The following is a 16,830-nucleotide window of genomic DNA, read 5'->3' as shown; positions in this document are numbered from 1 at the left end:
CGCCGAGGCGGACGACAGGCCGGCGCCCGCCCGCAGGGCCCGGACCGGCGGCCCCGAGTGGGCCCTGCGGGTCGATGGCATCGGCAAGGTGCACGGCGCGGGCGGCGCAGCGGCCGTACCCGGCACGGGTCCCGAGCATGGCACCGCGATCAGCCCGTCCACCGGTGCGGTGGTGGCCGCCTGGGACGTCTCCTTCGACGTGGCGCCGGGCGAGGCCCTGGGCCTCATCGGCGAGTCGGGCTCCGGCAAGTCCACCGTGCTGCGCTGTGTCATCGGCGACGAGCCGGCCACGGCCGGACAGGTCCACCTGGCCTCGGTGGACGACGGCGTGTCCGAGGTGCTGGCGCTCCCCGCGGCCGTGCGGCGGCGGCTGCGGATCGATTCGATGGCCGTGGTCTACCAGGACCCGGCCGCCGGACTCGATCTGCGGGTCTCGGCCGGCGGCAACATCGCCGAGCGGCTGACCGCGGCGGGCCGGCGCGGCTATCACGCCATCCGGCGCCGCGCGGCGGAGCTGCTGGACCGGGTCGAGGTGCCGCTGTCCCGCATGGACGACCCGGTGCACACCTTCTCCGGCGGCATGCGGCAGCGCGTGCAGATCGCCAAGGCCCTGGCCACCGAACCGCCGGTGCTGCTGCTCGACGAGCCCACCACCGGTCTGGACGCCTCCGTCGCCGCCGGTGTGCTCGATCTGCTGCGGAGCCTGCTCGCCGAGCGGGACGTCGCCGCCGTGGTCGTCAGCCACGACTTCTCGGTGATCGAGGCGCTGACCGACCGCACGCTGGTCATGCAGACGGGCCGGGTCGTCGAACAGGGCCTGACCGACCAGCTCTTCCACGATCCCCACCACCCCTACACCCAGCGGCTCGTCGCCGCCGCCCGGAGGTGAGCCCGGTGAACACCACCGCCGACACCACCCACTCCCTGTCCGAGAACCAGGGCACCGTGCTGTCCGTACGCGCCCTGTACAAGTCCTTCACCCTGCACAGCATCGACGGGCGGACCGTGCCGTCGCTGCGCGGTGTCGACCTCGATGTGCACACCGGCGAACACGTCGCCCTCGCGGGGCCCAGCGGTGCGGGCAAGTCCTCGCTGCTGCGCTGTGTGTACCGCACCTACCTGCCGGACTCGGGTTCCGTACGGCTGCGCACACCGGCCGGGACGGTCGAGCTGACCACGCTGCCCGACCGGGAGATGGCCCGGCTGCGCGGCCGGCAGTTCGGCTATGTGTCGCAGTTCCTCGCCGCGCCGCCGCGCACCGGCCCGCTGGAGGTCGTCGCCGCGACCGCCCGGCGGCGCGGGCTCGACCGGGGCGAGGCGAGGGAGGCCGCCGCGGCCGCGCTGCACCGGCTGAACCTCGACGAGACGCTGTGGGACGTCGACTGCGGTGTCCTCTCCGGCGGTGAGCGCCAGCGGGTGAACCTCGCCGCGGGCACCGTGCAGCCGCCCCGGCTGCTGCTGCTCGACGAGCCGGTCTCGGCGCTGGACCCGGCCAACCGGGAGGCCGCGCTGGAGCTGGTCGACTCGCTGGCCGGGCAGGGCGTCGCCGTCCTCGCCGTCTTCCACGACATGGACGCCATCCGGCGGCTGGCGTCCCGGGTGGTATTCGTCGGGGACGGACGGATCGCCCGGCAGGGCGCGCCGGAGCAGATGCTGGAGGTCGCGGCATGAGCACAGGACTGGTGAGCAGGGGACCGGCCGAGGCACCTGCCCAGGGCTGGACGCTGGGCGACCCGCCCCGGGACTATGTGCTGGGGCACGTACGGGCGGTGCTGCCGGACCGGCTGCTGGACGACGCGCTGGTCGCGGTCCGGGACGGCCGGATCGCGGCCATCGAACCGCACCCGGCCGGTGTGGAGGCCGATGTCGACGGCCAGGGGATGCTGTGTCTGCCCGGTCTGGTGGATGTGCACAGCGACGGTCTGGAGAAGGAGCTGCTGCCGCGGCCCGGGGCCGAACTGCCCATGGAATTCGCGCTGTTGTCCTTCGAGGGCAAGCTGCGCGCGGCCGGTGTGACGACGGCGTTCCACGGCGCGGCGTTCGAGGAGAGCGGTGGCCGCGGGATGCGCCGCACCCTGGAGAGCGCACGGCGGATCTGCGCGGCCGTGGAGAGCCGCGGCGACGGCCTGGTGGACCACCGGATTCTGCACCGGCTGGACATCCGCTGCCCGGAGGGCCTGGCCGGACTGCGGCAGCGGCTCGCGGAGATCGGTGGCACCGCCCGGGGGCCGGTCCTGGTGTCGCACGAGGACCACACCCCGGGGCAGGGGCAGTACGCGGACCGCGGCTACTACGAGCGGTATCTCGTCGGCACCCGTGGCGTCACCGAGGAGGAGGCCCGCGCCTACGTCGACCGGCTGATCGAGGACCGGGACGGCCGGCTCGACGTCCGCGAGGAGGCGCTGGAGTGGCTCGGCGAGCAGGCCGGGGCGGGCCGGATCCGGCTGCTCGGCCACGACCCCAGCTCGCCGCGGGAGATCGAGGAACTGTGCGACCGGGGCGGCTCGGTCGCGGAGTTCCCCACCACGACGGCGGCCGCGAAGGCCGCTCGCGAGCATGGCATGCCGGTCGTGATGGGCGCTCCCAACGTGCTGCGCGGCCACTCGCACAACGGCAACGCGTCCGGCCGTGAGCTGGTCGGCCGCGGCCTGGTCACCGCGCTCGCCTCCGACTACCTGCCGTCGGGGCTGCTCTCGGCGGCACTGCTGCTCGCCGAGGACGGGCTGGCGACGCTGCCCGAGGCGGTCGGCCTGGTCACCGGCGGCGCCGCGGACGTGGCCGGTCTCCCGGACCGCGGGCGGCTCGCGCCGGGTCTGCGGGCCGACCTGGTGCTGGCCGAGCCGGGCCGCCCCTGGCCCGTGGTAGCGGCCGTCCTGCGCGCGGCCTCGGGAGCCTCGGGAGGTGACGCGGTATGAGCGGCCGGATCCCCTGGCCGGTGCCCGAACCGCATCTGCCCTCCGGCGTCCACCCGGCGCTGGCCGAGGCGACCCGGGCCGCCACGGACGCGTTCCGCGCCGCGCGCGAGGCGTACGACCGGGCCCAGCTCGCCGAGAAGGTACAGGTCGGCGCGGACGGTACGGCCACGATGCGGCTGGACATCCTGGTGGACACCGCGATCGCCGAGGTCGTGAACGCCCACCGGATCAATCTGCTCAGCGAGGAGCTGGGCCATATCGACAACGGCTCCGCCGTCACCCTGGTCACCGACCCGGTGGACGGCACGGCGAACGCCGCCTCCGGTGTCCCCCTGTCCGCCTTCGCGGGCGTCATCGCGGTGGACGGAGTGCCGACGGAGGCGCTGACCAGTTGGCTGGACACCGGGCGCTGCTGGCACACGGTGGCGGGCCGGCCCTCGCCGTACCGCACAAACGGCCGTACGGAGCTGGACGGCGCGGCGGTGAGTCTGCTGCGGCCGCAGGCGCATATCGCCGACGCGTGGTGGCGGGTGGCGAACCGGGCGGCCAGGATCCGCATCCTGTCGACGAGTTGTCTGGAAGCGATGCTGGTGGCCGAGGGGTCGACGGACGCGTTCGCCGACGCCGGTTCCGACACCCACCGGATCGTGGACCTGGCGGCCGCGATGGTGACGGTCCCCGCGGCGGGCGGCGCGGTGATCGATGTGCACGGCCGACCGCTGGAGATCGACCCCGACCTCACCCGCCGCTGGTCGGGTGTGGTGGCGGCGACCCCGCGGCTCGCGGAGGAACTGGCGGAGACCATCCGCGGAACGGAGGCCCGATGACCGGCGGTATTCCCGCTGCCCCGCTCACGGGCGAGGAGCTGACCGCACTCGTCGACGGCCTCGCGGGCCTGCCGTACGGCGGGGAGGCTGTCGACCAGCGGACCCACGCGCTTCAGACGGCGTGGCTGGCGAGGGACGCGGGCGCGGACGACGAACTCGTGGTGGCCGCGGCACTGCACGACATCGGCCGGGCCCGGCCGGTCCGGGCCGAACACCCGGGCCTGCCGCACGAGGTGGCGGGCGCCGCGTTCGCCCGGCGCCGGGTGAGCGAACGGGCGGCGTGGGTCATCGCCCAGCATGTACCGGCCAAGCGCTATCTGGTGGCGACCGATCCGGCGTACCACGCCCTGCTCAGCCCGGCGTCCATCGCGTCGCTGAAGGTCCAGGGCGGCCCGATGGACGAGCAGGAGGCGGCGGAGTTCGCGGCGCATCCGCTGTGTGCGGACGCGGTCGCGCTGCGCCGCTGGGACGACGCGGCGAAGGATCCGGACGGCCCGCGGCTCACGATGCCGGAGCTTCTGGCGGCCCATGCCCGCTGCGTCGCGGCACGGCGGACCTGACGGCGGTGGCGCCCCGGGGGCAGGCCGAGCGGCCTGCCCCCGGGGCGTTGTGCGTCCGGCCCCGCGCCACACCCGCCACAGGCCGGACGACGGGCGGTACGGCTCAGCCTGTCGACGTCGCGGAGAGGGCACGCAGGTCGTCGAAGGCCCGTGAGAGATGCGCGTCCAGGTTCGCTGAGGGGTCGTCGATCCAGGCCCCGGCCGCTTGGTGAAAGGCGGCCCAGCCGGTCTGGGCGGCCAGGCCGGCCAGCCGGTCGGCGACACCGCGCTGCCGCAGCGCCTCCGCCACGGCTTCGGTGAGCGACGCGGCCTTGGCCAACTCGCGTTCGCGGAGCGCTGGTGTCTTGGCGATGACTTCCAGCCGCGGTTCGGAGAACGGCCGGTTCTCCTCGAGGATCCGTCCGGCTTCCCGGAAGGCGCGGAGCAGTATGTCGAGCGGCTGAAGACCATCGGGCGCCTCGGCCACCGATCGCATCAGCTCGGCACGCAGGTCGGCCTCGCCATGGAAGAGCACCTCGCGCTTGTCCGGGAAGTGCCGGAAGAACGTGCGCTCGTTGACACCGGCCCGGGCGGCGATCTCAGCCGTGGTGGTCTGGTCGAACCCCCGCTCCCGGTACAGCTCCAGCGCCGCCTGCTGAAGACGGCGGCGCGCTTCTAGTCCGCTCCGTGGCACGCCCCGAGTCTATCGCGTTGTGTCAGTGACCGACACCACATTGCGCCAGTGACTGGCACTACGCGTAGAGTCAGTGACTGGCACTAAGTAGCGCCAGTCACTGACGTTAAGTGGGAGAGCCTTTCATGCATGTCTTCGTTACCGGCGGTTCCGGCCTGACCGGCCCCGCCATCGTGGCCGAGCTCGTCGCGGCCGGCCACGCCGTCACCGGCCTGGCGCGCTCGGACGCCGCCGCCGCTCGACTGGAGTCGCTGGGCGCCACACCGCACCGCGGCTCCCTCGACGACCTCGACAGCCTGCGGAGCGGCGCCGAAGCCGCCGACGGCGTCCTGCACATGGCCTTCGGCGGCGACTTCGCCGACCCCGACGACATGATGCGGCGCGACCGGACCGCGATCGAGACGCTCGGCCGAGCGCTGGAGCACTCGGGCAAGCCGTTCGTCAGCACCTCCGGCACGCTCGTCATGCCCCTCGGCCGGGAGACCACCGAGCAGGACGAGCCCGACCCGGCCGGGATCGCCGGATTCCGGATCCCGGGCGAGCGAGCGTGCCTCGACTTCGCCACCCAGGGAGTACGTGCGAGCGTGGTCCGGCTCGCTCCCACCGTCCACGGCCCCGGGGACTACGGCTTCATCGGCATGCTCGTCGCCACCGCGCGAAAGACCGGCAGGTCGGCGTATGTCGGCGACGGCGGCAACCGGTGGCCCGCGGTGCATCGGCTCGACGCGGCGAGCCTGTTCCGCCTGGCACTGGAGAAGGCTCCCGCGGGCAGCGTGCTGCATGGAGTGGCCGAAAGCGGCGTCACCTTCAAGAGCATCGCGGAGACGATCGCCCGAGCCCTCGATCTGCCCGCGGTCTCGCTGACCCCGGACGAGGCCGCCGGGCACTTCGTCAGCCCGTTCATGGCCACCGTCTACGGCATCGACGCGCCCGTCTCCAGCGCTCACACCCAGGAGCTGCTCGGCTGGTCGCCCACCCACCCGACACTGCTCGACGACCTGGAGCACGGCGACTACTTCGCCACGCCGCCCTCCTGACCGCCTCGCACCGGGGCCGACAGGAGGCCGATCAGCGGAACCAGACCAATACGGGGACGCGGATCTCGCGGAGTTCGGGGAGTACGACGTATTCGAAAACGATCGGCTCCCCGCCGATCTGGAGGCTGTACCGGGCGCCGAGATCGTCCATCGGGTCGCCCGGCGGCCGCCGGTCGCGGTCGATCGCGCCGCCGACTTCGAGGGCCAGCGCGCCGAGGAAGTTCACCACCTTCTTGGAGAGGTCCGGTGGCATGTCGAGCAGCGTCTGTGCGGGGATCTCCTCGGTCCACACCGCCCAGCCGCGGCGCGGCTGGGCGGTCACCGGCTGATTCCCTCGAGCTGGTCGGCGAGGTCCTCCACGGAGACCAGGCGGGTGCCGGCGGCGGCGTTGGAACGGCTCTCCGCCGCGCCGGGGGCGCTGTCGAGCATGGCCGCCTTCCACCACTTGCGCATGATGCCGGGAACGGTCTCCTCCTCAGCGGCCAGGACCTCGGCGTAGAAGTGGGCCCGGTTCGCTCCGGACAGCGCATCGCCGATGCCGTTGATCGTGTTCGGGATCGCCGGGATCCTGCGGTCGGTGGGGTGTTCGGGCTGTGCGCTCATCTCCGAGTTCCCTTCCCCGCATCGGGTGTGACGTTCTGCGGCCCCAGTCGAGACGCCTTCGCTCGGGCTCGGGCCATTCTCTCGCAGGACGCGTGCCCCGTGGGGCGCGGTGGGAGATCAGGGTAGTCGGTGGGGCGCACGGGAACGAGGCGCGGACCTTCGCCCGCCAACTTCTACGGCTCTCCAGCTCAGCGGATGAGATGGACGGTGAGCTGCGTTTCGGTGTTACTGGTGTTGACGGCGTGGATGAAGCCGTGGGCGGTGCGGAAGCGCCCCGTGCCTCCGGTGATGGCCAAAGTGATGTCGCCGGGGCCGGCACCGGTGATGGCGAACACCCCCTGCACGGTGATCTGCCCCTCGGACAGCGAAAGAGTGATCTGACACTGAAGGTCACTCGTATCCATGGGGCTGGTGCGGGTCACCGTGCGAGCCGGTCGCGGCTGCGGCCGGTGCGGCGGCCACCGCCAGGGGCGCGCAGCACAGGGCAGCCGCCAGGCCGGCGGTCGCCGGGAACGGCGGACGGAAAGACCCGGGCCGCCGCTTCGCGAGACACAACGTAGGAGGTCAGGGCCGCCGGGACCGCCGCAGCGGTGCGGGCGGGCGCGTTCCGGTTGTAGATATATGCGACTGTGACGCGCGGAACGCGTGCTTCCGCGCTGCGGCCGTGCCACACTGAGGTTGGCCCTCACCGCATCCCCCGTCGGTGAGGGCCACTTTCTTTTCCCGGCCTCTGGGAGCCGGCGATGAAGCTTCAATTCCGCTCTTCCCGCGATTCCGTGACCCCCTTGAGACGCGGAGCGAGGTAGGGCCTGCCCCACCTCGCTCCGGGGGCTTGTCGGAGTGTTTGAGGCCGACGCCGCATGATCCGCTGTCTGCACAATCATCGTGCGAGAGAAGGCGGACAGGTGAAGGCTCGAATCGGATATTGCGCGTGGGTGGTGGGTGTGGTGCAGTTCTTCGCGGTCCACTTGTTCGTCGAGTCGGCCTGGGCGCGACCGTACAGTTGGGCATGGAACAACATCAGCGACTTGGGAAACGCTCACTGCGCTCTGCAGCCCGATCCCGAGCCACGCTATGTCTGCTCGCCCGAACACGCCGCGATGAACGCCTCGTTCATCGCACTGGGAACGCTGCTCGTGATCGGCACCGTCCTGACTGGCGTTCTGTGGCGCCGAGGCTCCGCCTCGGCCGTGACCCGGTTTCTGTTGGCCGGTGCCGGCGTGGGCTTTGTCCTGGCCGGGCTGGCACCCGCGGACGTCCACGAGAACCAGCATGTCCTGGGCGCCCTGCTCATCATGGGAACGGGCAACATCGGTCTGCTCCTGGCAGGAGCCAGGCTGGCGAACGATGTCCCGGCTCCCCTGCGCCGGATGAGCAGTTCGCTGGGAATCATCGCGCTCACGGCCTTCGGGCTCTTTCTCTCCCGTCACTATCTCGGCCTCGGCATGGGAGGCATGGAGCGGGTCGCGGCGTTTCCCCTCTTGGCGTGGGCGCTGGTCGTCGGCGGCCGCGGCCTGTTCCACCAAAAGTCCCGTACGCCGGACACCGCGCCGGAAATGCGTACCGCGCGGGCGCCCCACGGGATATGAGCCCACCCGTAAGATCGACAAATCGGCTCATGCGGATTCGAGGAGGCGCTCGCCGGTGGTACTCCAGGTGCGCGGCGTCGTGTTGCCGGAGCGGGAAGAGCGGTCCTTCTGGATTGCCGGCATCTGACCGATCATCGCGACTCCGGCGTACTGCTGGTCCGGACGCCCGGGTCCGCCGCGCCCATACCGAGCTGGGTGGATCAGGAGCCGGAGCTGCCGCGGGTGCGCTCGGCCGGACGGTGGCTGGCCACTCCGGGCCGTTTCTTCCCCGGCTTCGGGCGTGATGTGACTGAAGCGGATCTGGTGCGGGCGGCCGTCGAGGAAGCCAAGGCGTCCTCGGGCTGGTGCAAGGTCGTCGTGGACTGGAAGTACGACGAACCGGCACTGCCCGAGGAAGTCCTCACCTCCGTGGTGCAAGCCGTACACGCGGTCGGCGGCCGGGTGGCCGCCCACTGCCAGACCGCCGACGGCAGCCGCCGTGCCGTTCATGCGGGCGTCGACAGTCTGGAGCACGGCATGCACCTGGACCCTGGTCTGATCGATCAGATGGCTTCCCAGGGCACCGCGTTCGTTCCGACGCTCAGCGTCTTCGGCGCGGGAGCCGACCGACGGCGCGCCGAGGAGCCGAGCGCACGTCGCGACTGGTGGCTGGCCGGCTGGGAGGGCATGCTGCCGAACGTCAGGGCCGCATACGAAGCCGGCGTCACCGTACTGGCAGGCACTGACAGCTTCCCCTGCGGCAGGGTCATGTCGGAGGTCGAATGGCTGGTACGCGCCGGGCTGTCGGCGGAAGCGGCTCTCGGGGCGGCATCGTGGGCGGCCCGAGCCTGGCTGGGGCTGCCCGGACTGGTCGATGGAGGCCCCGCCGACCTCGTCGCCTATGACACCGACCCGACCCTCGACAGCTCGGCTCTGGCCCATCCGAGTCGCATCATTCTGCGCGGCCGAGTCATCATCTGAGGGGCGAGCCGGCGGATGTGCGTGTGCGGTGGGCACGGCCGGAGCGGCGCCTACCGAAGAGCGGGGGCCGTTCGTGACACCCGCAGTTCCGTGAGATACCGCTTGGTGACCCGTCCTCCGTACCGCCTGTCGATCAGCCCGGCGATGCACCCCAGCAGCCCCTCCCTGGCCTGTGGCGGCAGCGCCCGGTGGCCGGAGTAGGTCCGCAGCACTGCCAGGTACTCCGCCGTGGTGTACGTCAGGTCCCACTCGTAACGCCGGAAGTCGACTGGTCCGAACCGGCCGCTGCGTGCGACCTCATCCGCGTGATCCGAGGTGTCGACGTCCGCTGCGGCCGGAAGCCGCAGCCCCGGCGGGGTGGCCGGATCGAAGTGCTCGTAGCAGTCCTGGACCTCGACGAAGAACCCTTCGCTACCGCCCGCCACATGCTGTGTGGCGACGACGGCGAGGGCGCCACCGGCCCGCAGCGCGTCGGCGGCCTTCGCCATCCGCACCGCCGGATCGATCCAGTGGAACGCCGTCGCCGAGACGACCGCGTCGAACGGCTCCTCCGGCAGCGGCCAGGTCTCGAAGTCCGCCGTGACGATCTCCACCGCTTCGAACCCGGCCAGATTGCGCCGGGCGACAGCCGCCATGTCCGCGCCCAGCTCGACGGCCGTGATCCGGCAACCGCGCTCGGCGAGCGGCAAGGTCGCCTTGCCCGTGCCTGCCCCTACCTCGAGAACACGACAGCCGGGGCCGGTTCCGGCCACCTCCATGAGGTCGTCGAACAGCTCGGGCGGATACCCGGGCCTGGCCCGGTCGTACAGCTCCGCGTCCTCGTCGAAGATCCGGCCCAGATGGACACGGCGCGTTTCGTCAGGCGTGTCGTCGCGCATGGCAGCACACTAGGGCCTGGTCGTCGGCGCGCATCAGGCGCGGATCGTGTCCGCAAGAGCGACTGCTAGCGTCCAGTCCTGTGAACGACAGTGTGTACGTGGGCAATGCGGGCAAGGATGCGGCGCTGGACCGGGGGTGGCTCCTCGGACACTTCAAGGACGTTGACGATCCGCGCCACAGCGAGGCCGTAGAGATCAAATGGGGCGTCCACCCCCGTGGCGACGAGCGATTGCAGTGGGTGAAGGGCGAGGAACGCACCGCGCTCCTGGTTCTGATCAGCGGCCGCTTCCGCGTAGAACTCCCCGGCCGCAGCGTTCTTCTGGAAGAGCAGGGCGACTACGTCGTGTGGGGGCGCGGAACCGACCACTCATGGTTCGCGGAGGAGGAGTCGGTGGTGCTGACGGTTCGCTGGCCGTCCGTGCCCGGCTACGCAGTGACGGAGGAGAGCGGAGCGCGGCCGCAGAGCTGAGCGCGAACGAGTGTCGAGGCGGTTGATATCGCTCAGGCATACCGGGTGTCTCAGCACAGACTGACAGGGAGGGGCGGCGCGATGGGCGAATACCGCACCGACCTTCTGTTCGAGCCAGGGACTGACGTCAACCGTCGCGGTGACCCACTCGTCGGGGACGCTGTACATCACCCTGCCTTCCCGGACCAGGCGTGCACCCAGCGCCTGTGCGGCCGAGTGCGGATGCGTGGCCAAGCAGAGGGCGCTCGGTCCAGTGATCCCGCCCCGGCGGGTCCCTCCCCCGCCGATGCGGCGCGGCGTCGCGCCAGGCCGGGCTCGGCTCAGCGTGCGCCTGCCACCAGCTCCTGGTGGACGAAATCCACCAGGAGTTCACGCATGGTGCCGATGGTCATACCGGGTACCCCGGTCAGCACCTGGATCGCCGCGCCGTCGGTGAGTGCGGTCAGCCGCAATGCGACGACCTGCGGATCGGCGTCCGCGCGGAAGATTCCCTGCCGCTGGCCGCGCTGGACGATCCGGCGCACGGTCTCCTGCCAGCGTGCGTAGTACTCGTTGTGGGCCGGGCGGAACTCGGGCCGGATGGTGGCCTCGGCCCAGTACTGGAGCCAGATGGCCCACTCGTCCCGGACCTGGCCGACCCGTGGCAACTGCATGTCGATCAGCTTCAGCAGCCGCTCGTGTGCGTTGTGAATGGCGCGCAGTTGGGTGGACTGGCGGGCGAAGGCCCGGTCGACGCAGTACTTGAGGGCCTCTGCCAGTACGTCGTTCTTCCCCGGGAAGTAGTAGTGCACCGTGCCGGTGCTGGTGCCGCAGACCTTGGCGATGTCGGAGATGCGCACCGCGTGGAAGCCGCGCTCGGCGATCAACTGCCAGGTGGCGTCGAGGATCGTCACCCTGCGGTCCTCATCGCTCCTGGGCTCCGTCTTCGTGCCGGTGCTCACATCGTCTCTCCATTCCTCGGTCCTGGCTCCCCGTCCGCACCAGTGCTCAGCGTCTGATCATGTCGCTCAGGGTCCGGTCATTCTGACTGACGCGTCAACTCCTCGGCAAGTCCCACGACCATGTTGAACTGCCCTTCTTCCATGGGAATTTTCTTGCCGCACCCCCTTGACGCCAGTCTCGCCCAGAGGGCTAACTGACGCATCAGTCAAACCTTTGGCGCACCGATCGAGGAGGCTCTGTGCGGACTGATCAACCGATGCCGCCGGGCGGCGGGCTACGGCCGGATATCCACACCGGCAAGGTCGCGCTGGTGACCGGCGGAGGCACCGGCATCGGCCGGGCCACCGCACTGGACCTGGCCGCAGGCGGGGCGCGCGTCGTGATCTGCGGGCGCCGCCCGGAGCCCCTGGCGGAGGTCGCCGACGAGATGGAGTCCCTCGGCGGATCCTGCGTCACGGTGTCCGCGGACATCCGCGAGGAGGGCAGCGTCAGCACCGTCGTGGGCCACGCGCTCGAGGCGTTCGGCCGCATCGATGTCCTGGTCAACAACGCGGGCGGGCAGTTCTCGGCGCCCGCCGAGGAGATCGGCCCGGGCGGCTGGCGGGCCGTGCACCGGCTCGCCGTGGACGCCACCTGGGCGATGACCCGCGAGGTCGCCCGCCGGGCGATGATTCCGCAGCGCTCCGGCGCCGTGTTCTTCCTCGCCTTCTCTCCGCGCCGCGGCATTCCCGGCTTCGCCCACGCCGCCTCCGCGCGGGCCGCGGTGGAGAACCTGGCGGCCGGGCTCAGCCTGGAGTGGAGCCGGTACGGCATCCGCACCGTGTGCGTGGCCCCCGGCACCATCGCCACCGGAGGTCTGGACGACCACTACACCCCAGAGGACCGGCAGCGCTGGGAGAGGTCGGTGCCGCTGGGCAGGCTCGGCCGGCCCGAGGACGTCTCCGGCCTCATCTCCTTCCTCGCCTCCCCCCAGGGCTCCTACATCACCGGCACCACCGTTGTGGTCGATGGCGGAGCGGACGCATGGGGCGCCGGGCACCCCGTGCCCGACCTCGCCGCGCCGGAACCCGACCTCACCACGCCGGACTCGTCCCCGAAGGACCACCCATGACCCTCTCCGCCACGGAGCGGCGCGTTCCGGAACGCGACCTCGGACCGCTGTTCTCGCCCAACGCGGTCGCCATCGTCGGGGCCAGCAACGACCAGACCAAATGGGGCAACTGGATCAGCGTGCAGGCGCTGCGCATGCGGCAGCGGCGCCCGGTGTACCTGATCAACCGCCGCGGTGAACCGGTGCTCGGCGAGCGCGCCTACCGCTCCATGGCCGAACTCCCGCAGCGCGCCGACCTCGCGGTGATCGCCGTCCCGGCGGCCGGATTCGAGTCGGCCGTCGAGGACGCGCTCGCCGCCGGGGCGCGCGCCATCGTCGGCATCACCGCGGGCTTCGCGGAGCTCGGCACCGAGGGCGAGGCGCGGCAGGCGGCACTGGCCCGGCGGGTGCGCGAGGCGGGTGCCGTGCTGCTGGGCCCCAACTGCCTGGGCGTCCTGGACAGCGGCAGCGAACTGTATCTGTCCTCCAATCCACTGCCGCCCGGCCCAGTGGGCCTGATCTCGCAGAGCGGCAACATGGCCCTGGAACTCAGCCGGATCCTGGCCGAGCGGGGGCTCGGCTTCTCCCGTTTCGCCTCCCTCGGCAACCAGGCCGACCTCACCGTCGCCGACCTCATCCGTGCGTACACCGTGCACCCGGAGACCAAGCTGATCGCGGTGTACAGCGAGGACTTCGGCGACGGCCGCGAGTTCGTGGCCGCGGCCGCCGAGGCCACCACGATGGGCAAGCCCGTGGTGCTGCTCACCGTCGGCGCCAGCGAGGCGTCCGTACGCGGAGCCAAGTCGCACACCGGGGCGCTGGTCAGCGACAGTTCGGTGATCGACGCCGCCTGCCGGGCCGCCGGGATCGACCGGGTGGCCAGCCCCCGTCAGATGGCCAGCCTGCTGGAGGCGCTGCATCTGTTCGGCGCGGCCCCCGCCCGAAGGGTTGCGGTGCTCGCCGACGGCGGTGGCCATGCCTCGGTCGCCTGTGATCTGGCCGAGCGGTACGGATTGTCCGTACCGGAGTTCGATCCCGAGCTGTCGCGGCTGCTGCGCGGCCATCTGACGCCGTCGGCGGGGGTGGGCAACCCGGTGGACCTGGCGGGCATGGGCGAGCGGGACGTGACCTCCTTCGCCCGGGTGCTGGGCGATCTGCTCGACGCGCCGGACACCGACTCGGTCCTGATCACCGGCTACTTCGGTGGCTACGGCGAGTACAGCGCCGCCCTGGCCGCCGCCGAGATCGAGACCGCCGCCGAGATGGGCGAGCTGGTACGCGACCGCTGCAAACCGGTGGCCGTTCACACCATGTATCCCTACAGCGATGCCGCCGAGGAACTACAGCGACACGGTGTCCCCGTCTTCCGTGCCATCGAGGAAGCGGCCCGCAGCCTCGGGATGCTGGCCCGGCGCACCGCCGCCGACCCCGCGCTGCGGCCCCTGCCCGACCCGCTGCCGCCGGTGTCGGACGACGGCTACTGGAGCGCACGCGAGCTGATCCGCGCCGCGGGGGTGCACTTCCCGGCGGCACGCCTGGTCACGACCGTGGACGAGGCCGTGGCGGCGGCCCGCGAGATCGGCGGCAGGGTCGTGGTCAAGGCGCTCGGCCTGCTGCACAAGTCCGATTCCGGTGGTGTCGCGCTCGGGCTGGAGGGCGATCCGGCGGTCCGCGCCACCGTCGCCGACATGGCCGAGCGGCTGTCCCCGCCGGGGTACTGCGTCGAGGCCATGGCGGATCTGCGGGACGGTGTCGAATTGATCGTCGGTGTCCGGCGCGACCCCCGGTTCGGCCCGGTCACCATGCTCGGCCTCGGCGGGGTCACCACCGAGGTGCTGCGCGATGTGGCCTTCGCGCTCGCCCCGCTCACCCCCGGGCAGGCCCGTGAGCTGCTGGGCCGGCTGCGCTCCGCGGCCCTGCTGCACGGCGTGCGTGGCCGCCCCGCCGTCGATCTCGACGCACTCGCCCGCACCATCGCCGTCATCACCGAAGTGGCGGCGGCCCATCCGGAGATCGCCGAGCTGGAAGTCAACCCGCTGCTCGCCACGCCGCGCGGATGCCAGGGCCTGGACGCCCGCATCGTCCTGGGGTGACACCACACGGCTGACAGCCACCGGCTGACATCCACACGTAGGAGCGCTCGCTCGCGCCACATCAACTCACTCGCGCCACATCAGCTCGCTCGCGCCACATCAACAGGAGGAAACACCGTGGAATTCGCCCTCAGCCCCCGTCTGTCCGAACTGAAGCAGCGTGCCGCCAGCCTGACCGGCAAGATCATGCAGTTCGAGGACGAGTGCGAGGCCAACAACGGCCTGCCGCCCGAAGCCCACGCCGTCATCCGCGACGAGGTGCTCGCCCACGGCCTGCAAGCCATCAACATGCCCGCCGACTGGGGCGGCGCGGGCCTCACCATCCTGGAACAGGTCGTCGTCCAGGACGAGTTGGGCAAGCTCACCAACGCCCTGTGGGACGCGGTGTGGCGTCCCGCCAACTGCCTCAGCGCCTGCACTCCCGAGCAGCGCGAGCGCTACCTCGTCCCGGACATCGAGGGCCGCCGCCGCGACGCGGTGGCCATCACCGAGGAACACGCCGGCTCCGACCCCTCCGGCATCCGCACCACGGCCACCCGGGACGGCGACGGCTATGTCCTGAGCGGTGAGAAGTGGTTCGTGACCGTCGGCGACGCGGCGGACTTCCTCATCGTCCTCGCCTATGTGCGGCCGGACGACGAGCCGACGATGTTCCTCGTCGACAAGGACACCCCCGGCGTCTCCGTCAAGCGCACCCCCCGCTACACCCACACCTTCGTCTACGAACACCCCGAGTTCCTCTTCCAGGACGTCCGGGTCGGCCAGGACGCCGTCCTCGGCAGGATCGGCGAGGGGTACGACCTGACCCGCGACTGGTTCACCGAGGAGCGGCTGATGATCGCCGCGCGCACCATCGGCGCCGCCGAGCGCGCGCTGCGGCTGGCCGTGGACTGGGCCAAGGAGCGCGAGCAGGGCGGGGATGTGCTGATGAACCGCCAGCTCATCCAGGGCATGATCGCCGACTCGGTGACCGAGATCGCCACCAACCGCGCCTTCACCCACCAGGTGGCCTGGGAGTTCGACCAGGGCGGCGACCGCAAGACCCTGCACGCCAAGGCCGCCACCGCCAAGCTCGCCGCCTCCGAGGCGTCCAACCGGATCGTCGACCGCTGTGTGCAGATCTTCGGCGGCCGCGGCTATATGCGGGACATGCCGGTCGAGCGGCTGTGGCGCGAGCTGCGGGTGGACCGGATCTGGGAGGGCACCTCCGAGATCCAGCGGCTGGTCATCGCCAACGAGGTCGGCAAGCGCGGCCTGGACGACCTGCTGTCCTTCACCGCCGGGAGCTGACCGGCACCATCCGGCGGCAGGGGCCGTACGGCCACGCCCACGGCCCCTGCCGCCGACCACGCCACTGTCGCGCCACTCCCACAGGTGGCGCGGCAACGACGTCAACCAGCGAGGCAGGAGAAACCCAGCGCCATGACCACCACCGACACAACGCCCGCCGCCTCCCCGGACGCCGGCACCGTGGAGATCGAGCGCACCGGCGAACACCACGACATCGCCGTGCTCACACTGCGCCGCGAGCGAAAGCTCAACGCGCTCTCCACCCATCTGGAGTCCGTCCTGCTCGACGCCCTGCGCAGCCAGGAGGTGCGCACCAGCCGGGCCGTGGTCGTCACCGGAGTGCCGCGCGCCTTCTCGGCCGGGGCGGACACCGGCGAGCTGCCCGAGATGACCCCCGAGGCGATCGCCGAGTACTACCGCTCGTCCGGCGCCGTGTACGAGACGTTCGCCGCCCTCCCCCAGCCCACGGTGGCGGCCCTGTCGGGCTACTGCCTCGGCGGCGGCCTGGAACTGGCGCTGGCCGCGGACATCCGGGTGGCCGACCCGGACACGGTCTTCGGCCTGCCCGAGGTGGGCATCGGCATTCTGCCCAGCTCCGGCGGGGTGACCCGGCTGGTGCGGGAGGTCGGAGCGGCCCGCACCCGCGATCTGGTACTGCGCGGCCGCCGCTTCGGGGCGCGGGAGGCGTACGCCTGGGGACTGATCGGCGAGATCGCCGAAGGGGGCGGCGTACGGGAGAAGGCGGTGGAGATCGCCGCGGAGCTGGCCGCGCAGCCGCGGCTCGCCGTCTCGGTCGCCAAACAGGTGATCACGGCGGCCGCCGATGCCCCGCGCGAGGCGGCGTTGCTGCTGGAGCAGCTCGCGTACGCCGCGCTCAACCGAACGGGCTGAACCGGTCCGCCG

18 protein-coding genes and 1 pseudogene are annotated in these 16,830 nt (G+C 71.7%); 13 read left to right on the top strand and 6 right to left on the bottom strand.

What is annotated here, in order from left to right; translation table 11 throughout:
- The 5 genes from KN815_RS06575 to KN815_RS06555 form a co-directional block, all read left to right on the top strand.
- Positions 1 to 889: ATP-binding cassette domain-containing protein (locus tag KN815_RS06575; protein ID WP_216340798.1), on the top strand; the 889-nt coding region annotated here is incomplete at its 5' end.
- Between the two features lie 5 nt (positions 890 to 894).
- Complete coding sequence (locus tag KN815_RS06570; RefSeq protein WP_216340797.1) at positions 895 to 1,671, top strand: ATP-binding cassette domain-containing protein; 777 nt, start codon at positions 895 to 897, stop codon at positions 1,669 to 1,671.
- Positions 1,668 to 2,915 carry an alpha-D-ribose 1-methylphosphonate 5-triphosphate diphosphatase gene (locus tag KN815_RS06565; RefSeq protein ID WP_216340796.1) on the top strand — a complete coding sequence of 416 codons (1,248 nt, stop codon included), beginning with the start codon at positions 1,668 to 1,670 and terminating at the stop codon, positions 2,913 to 2,915. The genes KN815_RS06570 and KN815_RS06565 overlap by 4 nt, the downstream gene beginning before the upstream one ends.
- On the top strand, positions 2,912 to 3,742 hold the full coding sequence (locus tag KN815_RS06560; protein ID WP_216340795.1) for an inositol monophosphatase family protein: 831 nt from the start codon (positions 2,912 to 2,914) through the stop codon (positions 3,740 to 3,742). Before KN815_RS06565 ends, KN815_RS06560 begins: the two co-directional genes overlap by 4 nt.
- Positions 3,739 to 4,302, top strand: coding sequence for an HD domain-containing protein (locus KN815_RS06555; RefSeq protein WP_216340794.1), 564 nt, complete (start codon positions 3,739 to 3,741; stop codon positions 4,300 to 4,302). The genes KN815_RS06560 and KN815_RS06555 overlap by 4 nt, the downstream gene beginning before the upstream one ends.
- 103 nt (positions 4,303 to 4,405) lie before the next feature.
- On the opposite strand, the gene KN815_RS06550 is transcribed toward KN815_RS06555, so the two are convergent.
- Complete coding sequence (locus KN815_RS06550) at positions 4,406 to 4,975, bottom strand: TetR family transcriptional regulator (RefSeq protein ID WP_216340793.1); 570 nt, start codon at positions 4,973 to 4,975, stop codon at positions 4,406 to 4,408.
- Between the two features lie 125 nt (positions 4,976 to 5,100).
- Between KN815_RS06550 and KN815_RS06545 the strand changes: the two genes are divergently transcribed.
- Positions 5,101 to 6,012, top strand: coding sequence for an SDR family oxidoreductase (locus KN815_RS06545; RefSeq protein ID WP_216340792.1), 912 nt, complete (start codon positions 5,101 to 5,103; stop codon positions 6,010 to 6,012).
- 31 nt (positions 6,013 to 6,043) lie between these two features.
- On the opposite strand, the gene KN815_RS06540 is transcribed toward KN815_RS06545, so the two are convergent.
- The 3 genes and pseudogenes from KN815_RS06540 to KN815_RS06530 form a co-directional block, all read right to left on the bottom strand.
- Complete coding sequence (locus tag KN815_RS06540) at positions 6,044 to 6,334, bottom strand: hypothetical protein (RefSeq protein ID WP_216340791.1); 291 nt, start codon at positions 6,332 to 6,334, stop codon at positions 6,044 to 6,046.
- Positions 6,331 to 6,615 (bottom strand): hypothetical protein, encoded by a 285-nt coding sequence (locus tag KN815_RS06535; RefSeq protein ID WP_216340790.1) that lies wholly within the window; start codon positions 6,613 to 6,615, stop codon positions 6,331 to 6,333. Before KN815_RS06535 ends, KN815_RS06540 begins: the two co-directional genes overlap by 4 nt.
- A gap of 188 nt (positions 6,616 to 6,803) precedes the next feature.
- Positions 6,804 to 7,040 (bottom strand): annotated as a pseudogene (locus tag KN815_RS06530) (allene oxide cyclase barrel-like domain-containing protein); the annotation flags it as partial.
- A 519-nt stretch (positions 7,041 to 7,559) separates the two neighbouring features.
- On the opposite strand from KN815_RS06530, the gene KN815_RS06525 reads away from it, so the two are divergent.
- Together KN815_RS06525 and KN815_RS06520 are read left to right on the top strand one after the other, a co-directional pair.
- Positions 7,560 to 8,204 (top strand): DUF998 domain-containing protein, encoded by a 645-nt coding sequence (locus KN815_RS06525; RefSeq protein WP_216340788.1) that lies wholly within the window; start codon positions 7,560 to 7,562, stop codon positions 8,202 to 8,204.
- 195 nt (positions 8,205 to 8,399) lie between these two features.
- Positions 8,400 to 9,164, top strand: a complete 765-nt coding sequence (locus tag KN815_RS06520; protein ID WP_253208800.1) for an amidohydrolase family protein — start codon at positions 8,400 to 8,402, stop codon at positions 9,162 to 9,164.
- A 50-nt stretch (positions 9,165 to 9,214) separates the two neighbouring features.
- Here the strand turns inward: KN815_RS06520 and KN815_RS06515 are convergent, their stop codons facing one another.
- The gene (locus tag KN815_RS06515) at positions 9,215 to 10,042 is read right to left on the bottom strand and encodes a class I SAM-dependent methyltransferase (protein WP_216340787.1); all 828 of its coding nucleotides are present in this window, start codon (positions 10,040 to 10,042) and stop codon (positions 9,215 to 9,217) included.
- Positions 10,043 to 10,122: 80 nt separating this feature from the next.
- Here KN815_RS06515 and KN815_RS06510 point away from each other — a divergent pair, with 80 nt between their 5' ends.
- Positions 10,123 to 10,512, top strand: coding sequence for a cupin domain-containing protein (locus tag KN815_RS06510; RefSeq protein WP_216340786.1), 390 nt, complete (start codon positions 10,123 to 10,125; stop codon positions 10,510 to 10,512).
- A gap of 320 nt (positions 10,513 to 10,832) precedes the next feature.
- Here KN815_RS06510 and KN815_RS06505 read toward each other — a convergent pair whose 3' ends face one another.
- Positions 10,833 to 11,453, bottom strand: a complete 621-nt coding sequence (locus tag KN815_RS06505; RefSeq protein ID WP_216340785.1) for a TetR/AcrR family transcriptional regulator — start codon at positions 11,451 to 11,453, stop codon at positions 10,833 to 10,835.
- Between the two features lie 239 nt (positions 11,454 to 11,692).
- Here KN815_RS06505 and KN815_RS06500 point away from each other — a divergent pair, with 239 nt between their 5' ends.
- The 4 genes from KN815_RS06500 to KN815_RS06485 all read left to right on the top strand — a co-directional run bounded on the left by KN815_RS06500 (position 11,693) and on the right by KN815_RS06485 (position 16,818).
- Positions 11,693 to 12,565 carry an SDR family NAD(P)-dependent oxidoreductase gene (locus tag KN815_RS06500; RefSeq protein WP_216340784.1) on the top strand — a complete coding sequence of 291 codons (873 nt, stop codon included), beginning with the start codon at positions 11,693 to 11,695 and terminating at the stop codon, positions 12,563 to 12,565.
- A complete protein-coding gene (locus KN815_RS06495; RefSeq protein WP_216340783.1) occupies positions 12,562 to 14,637 on the top strand; it encodes an acetate--CoA ligase family protein in 2,076 nt (691 codons plus the stop codon). The genes KN815_RS06500 and KN815_RS06495 overlap by 4 nt, the downstream gene beginning before the upstream one ends.
- A 117-nt stretch (positions 14,638 to 14,754) precedes the next feature.
- A complete protein-coding gene (locus KN815_RS06490) occupies positions 14,755 to 15,927 on the top strand; it encodes an acyl-CoA dehydrogenase family protein (protein ID WP_216340782.1) in 1,173 nt (390 codons plus the stop codon).
- Positions 15,928 to 16,059: 132 nt separating this feature from the next.
- A complete protein-coding gene (locus tag KN815_RS06485) occupies positions 16,060 to 16,818 on the top strand; it encodes an enoyl-CoA hydratase/isomerase family protein (RefSeq protein WP_216340781.1) in 759 nt (252 codons plus the stop codon).
- Positions 16,819 to 16,830 lie beyond the last annotated feature (12 nt).

Origin of the sequence: Streptomyces niphimycinicus, assembly GCF_018883605.1 — a bacterium.
GTDB lineage: Bacteria > Actinomycetota > Actinomycetes > Streptomycetales > Streptomycetaceae > Streptomyces > Streptomyces niphimycinicus.
This window is presented reverse-complemented; position numbering and strand designations above follow the sequence as displayed.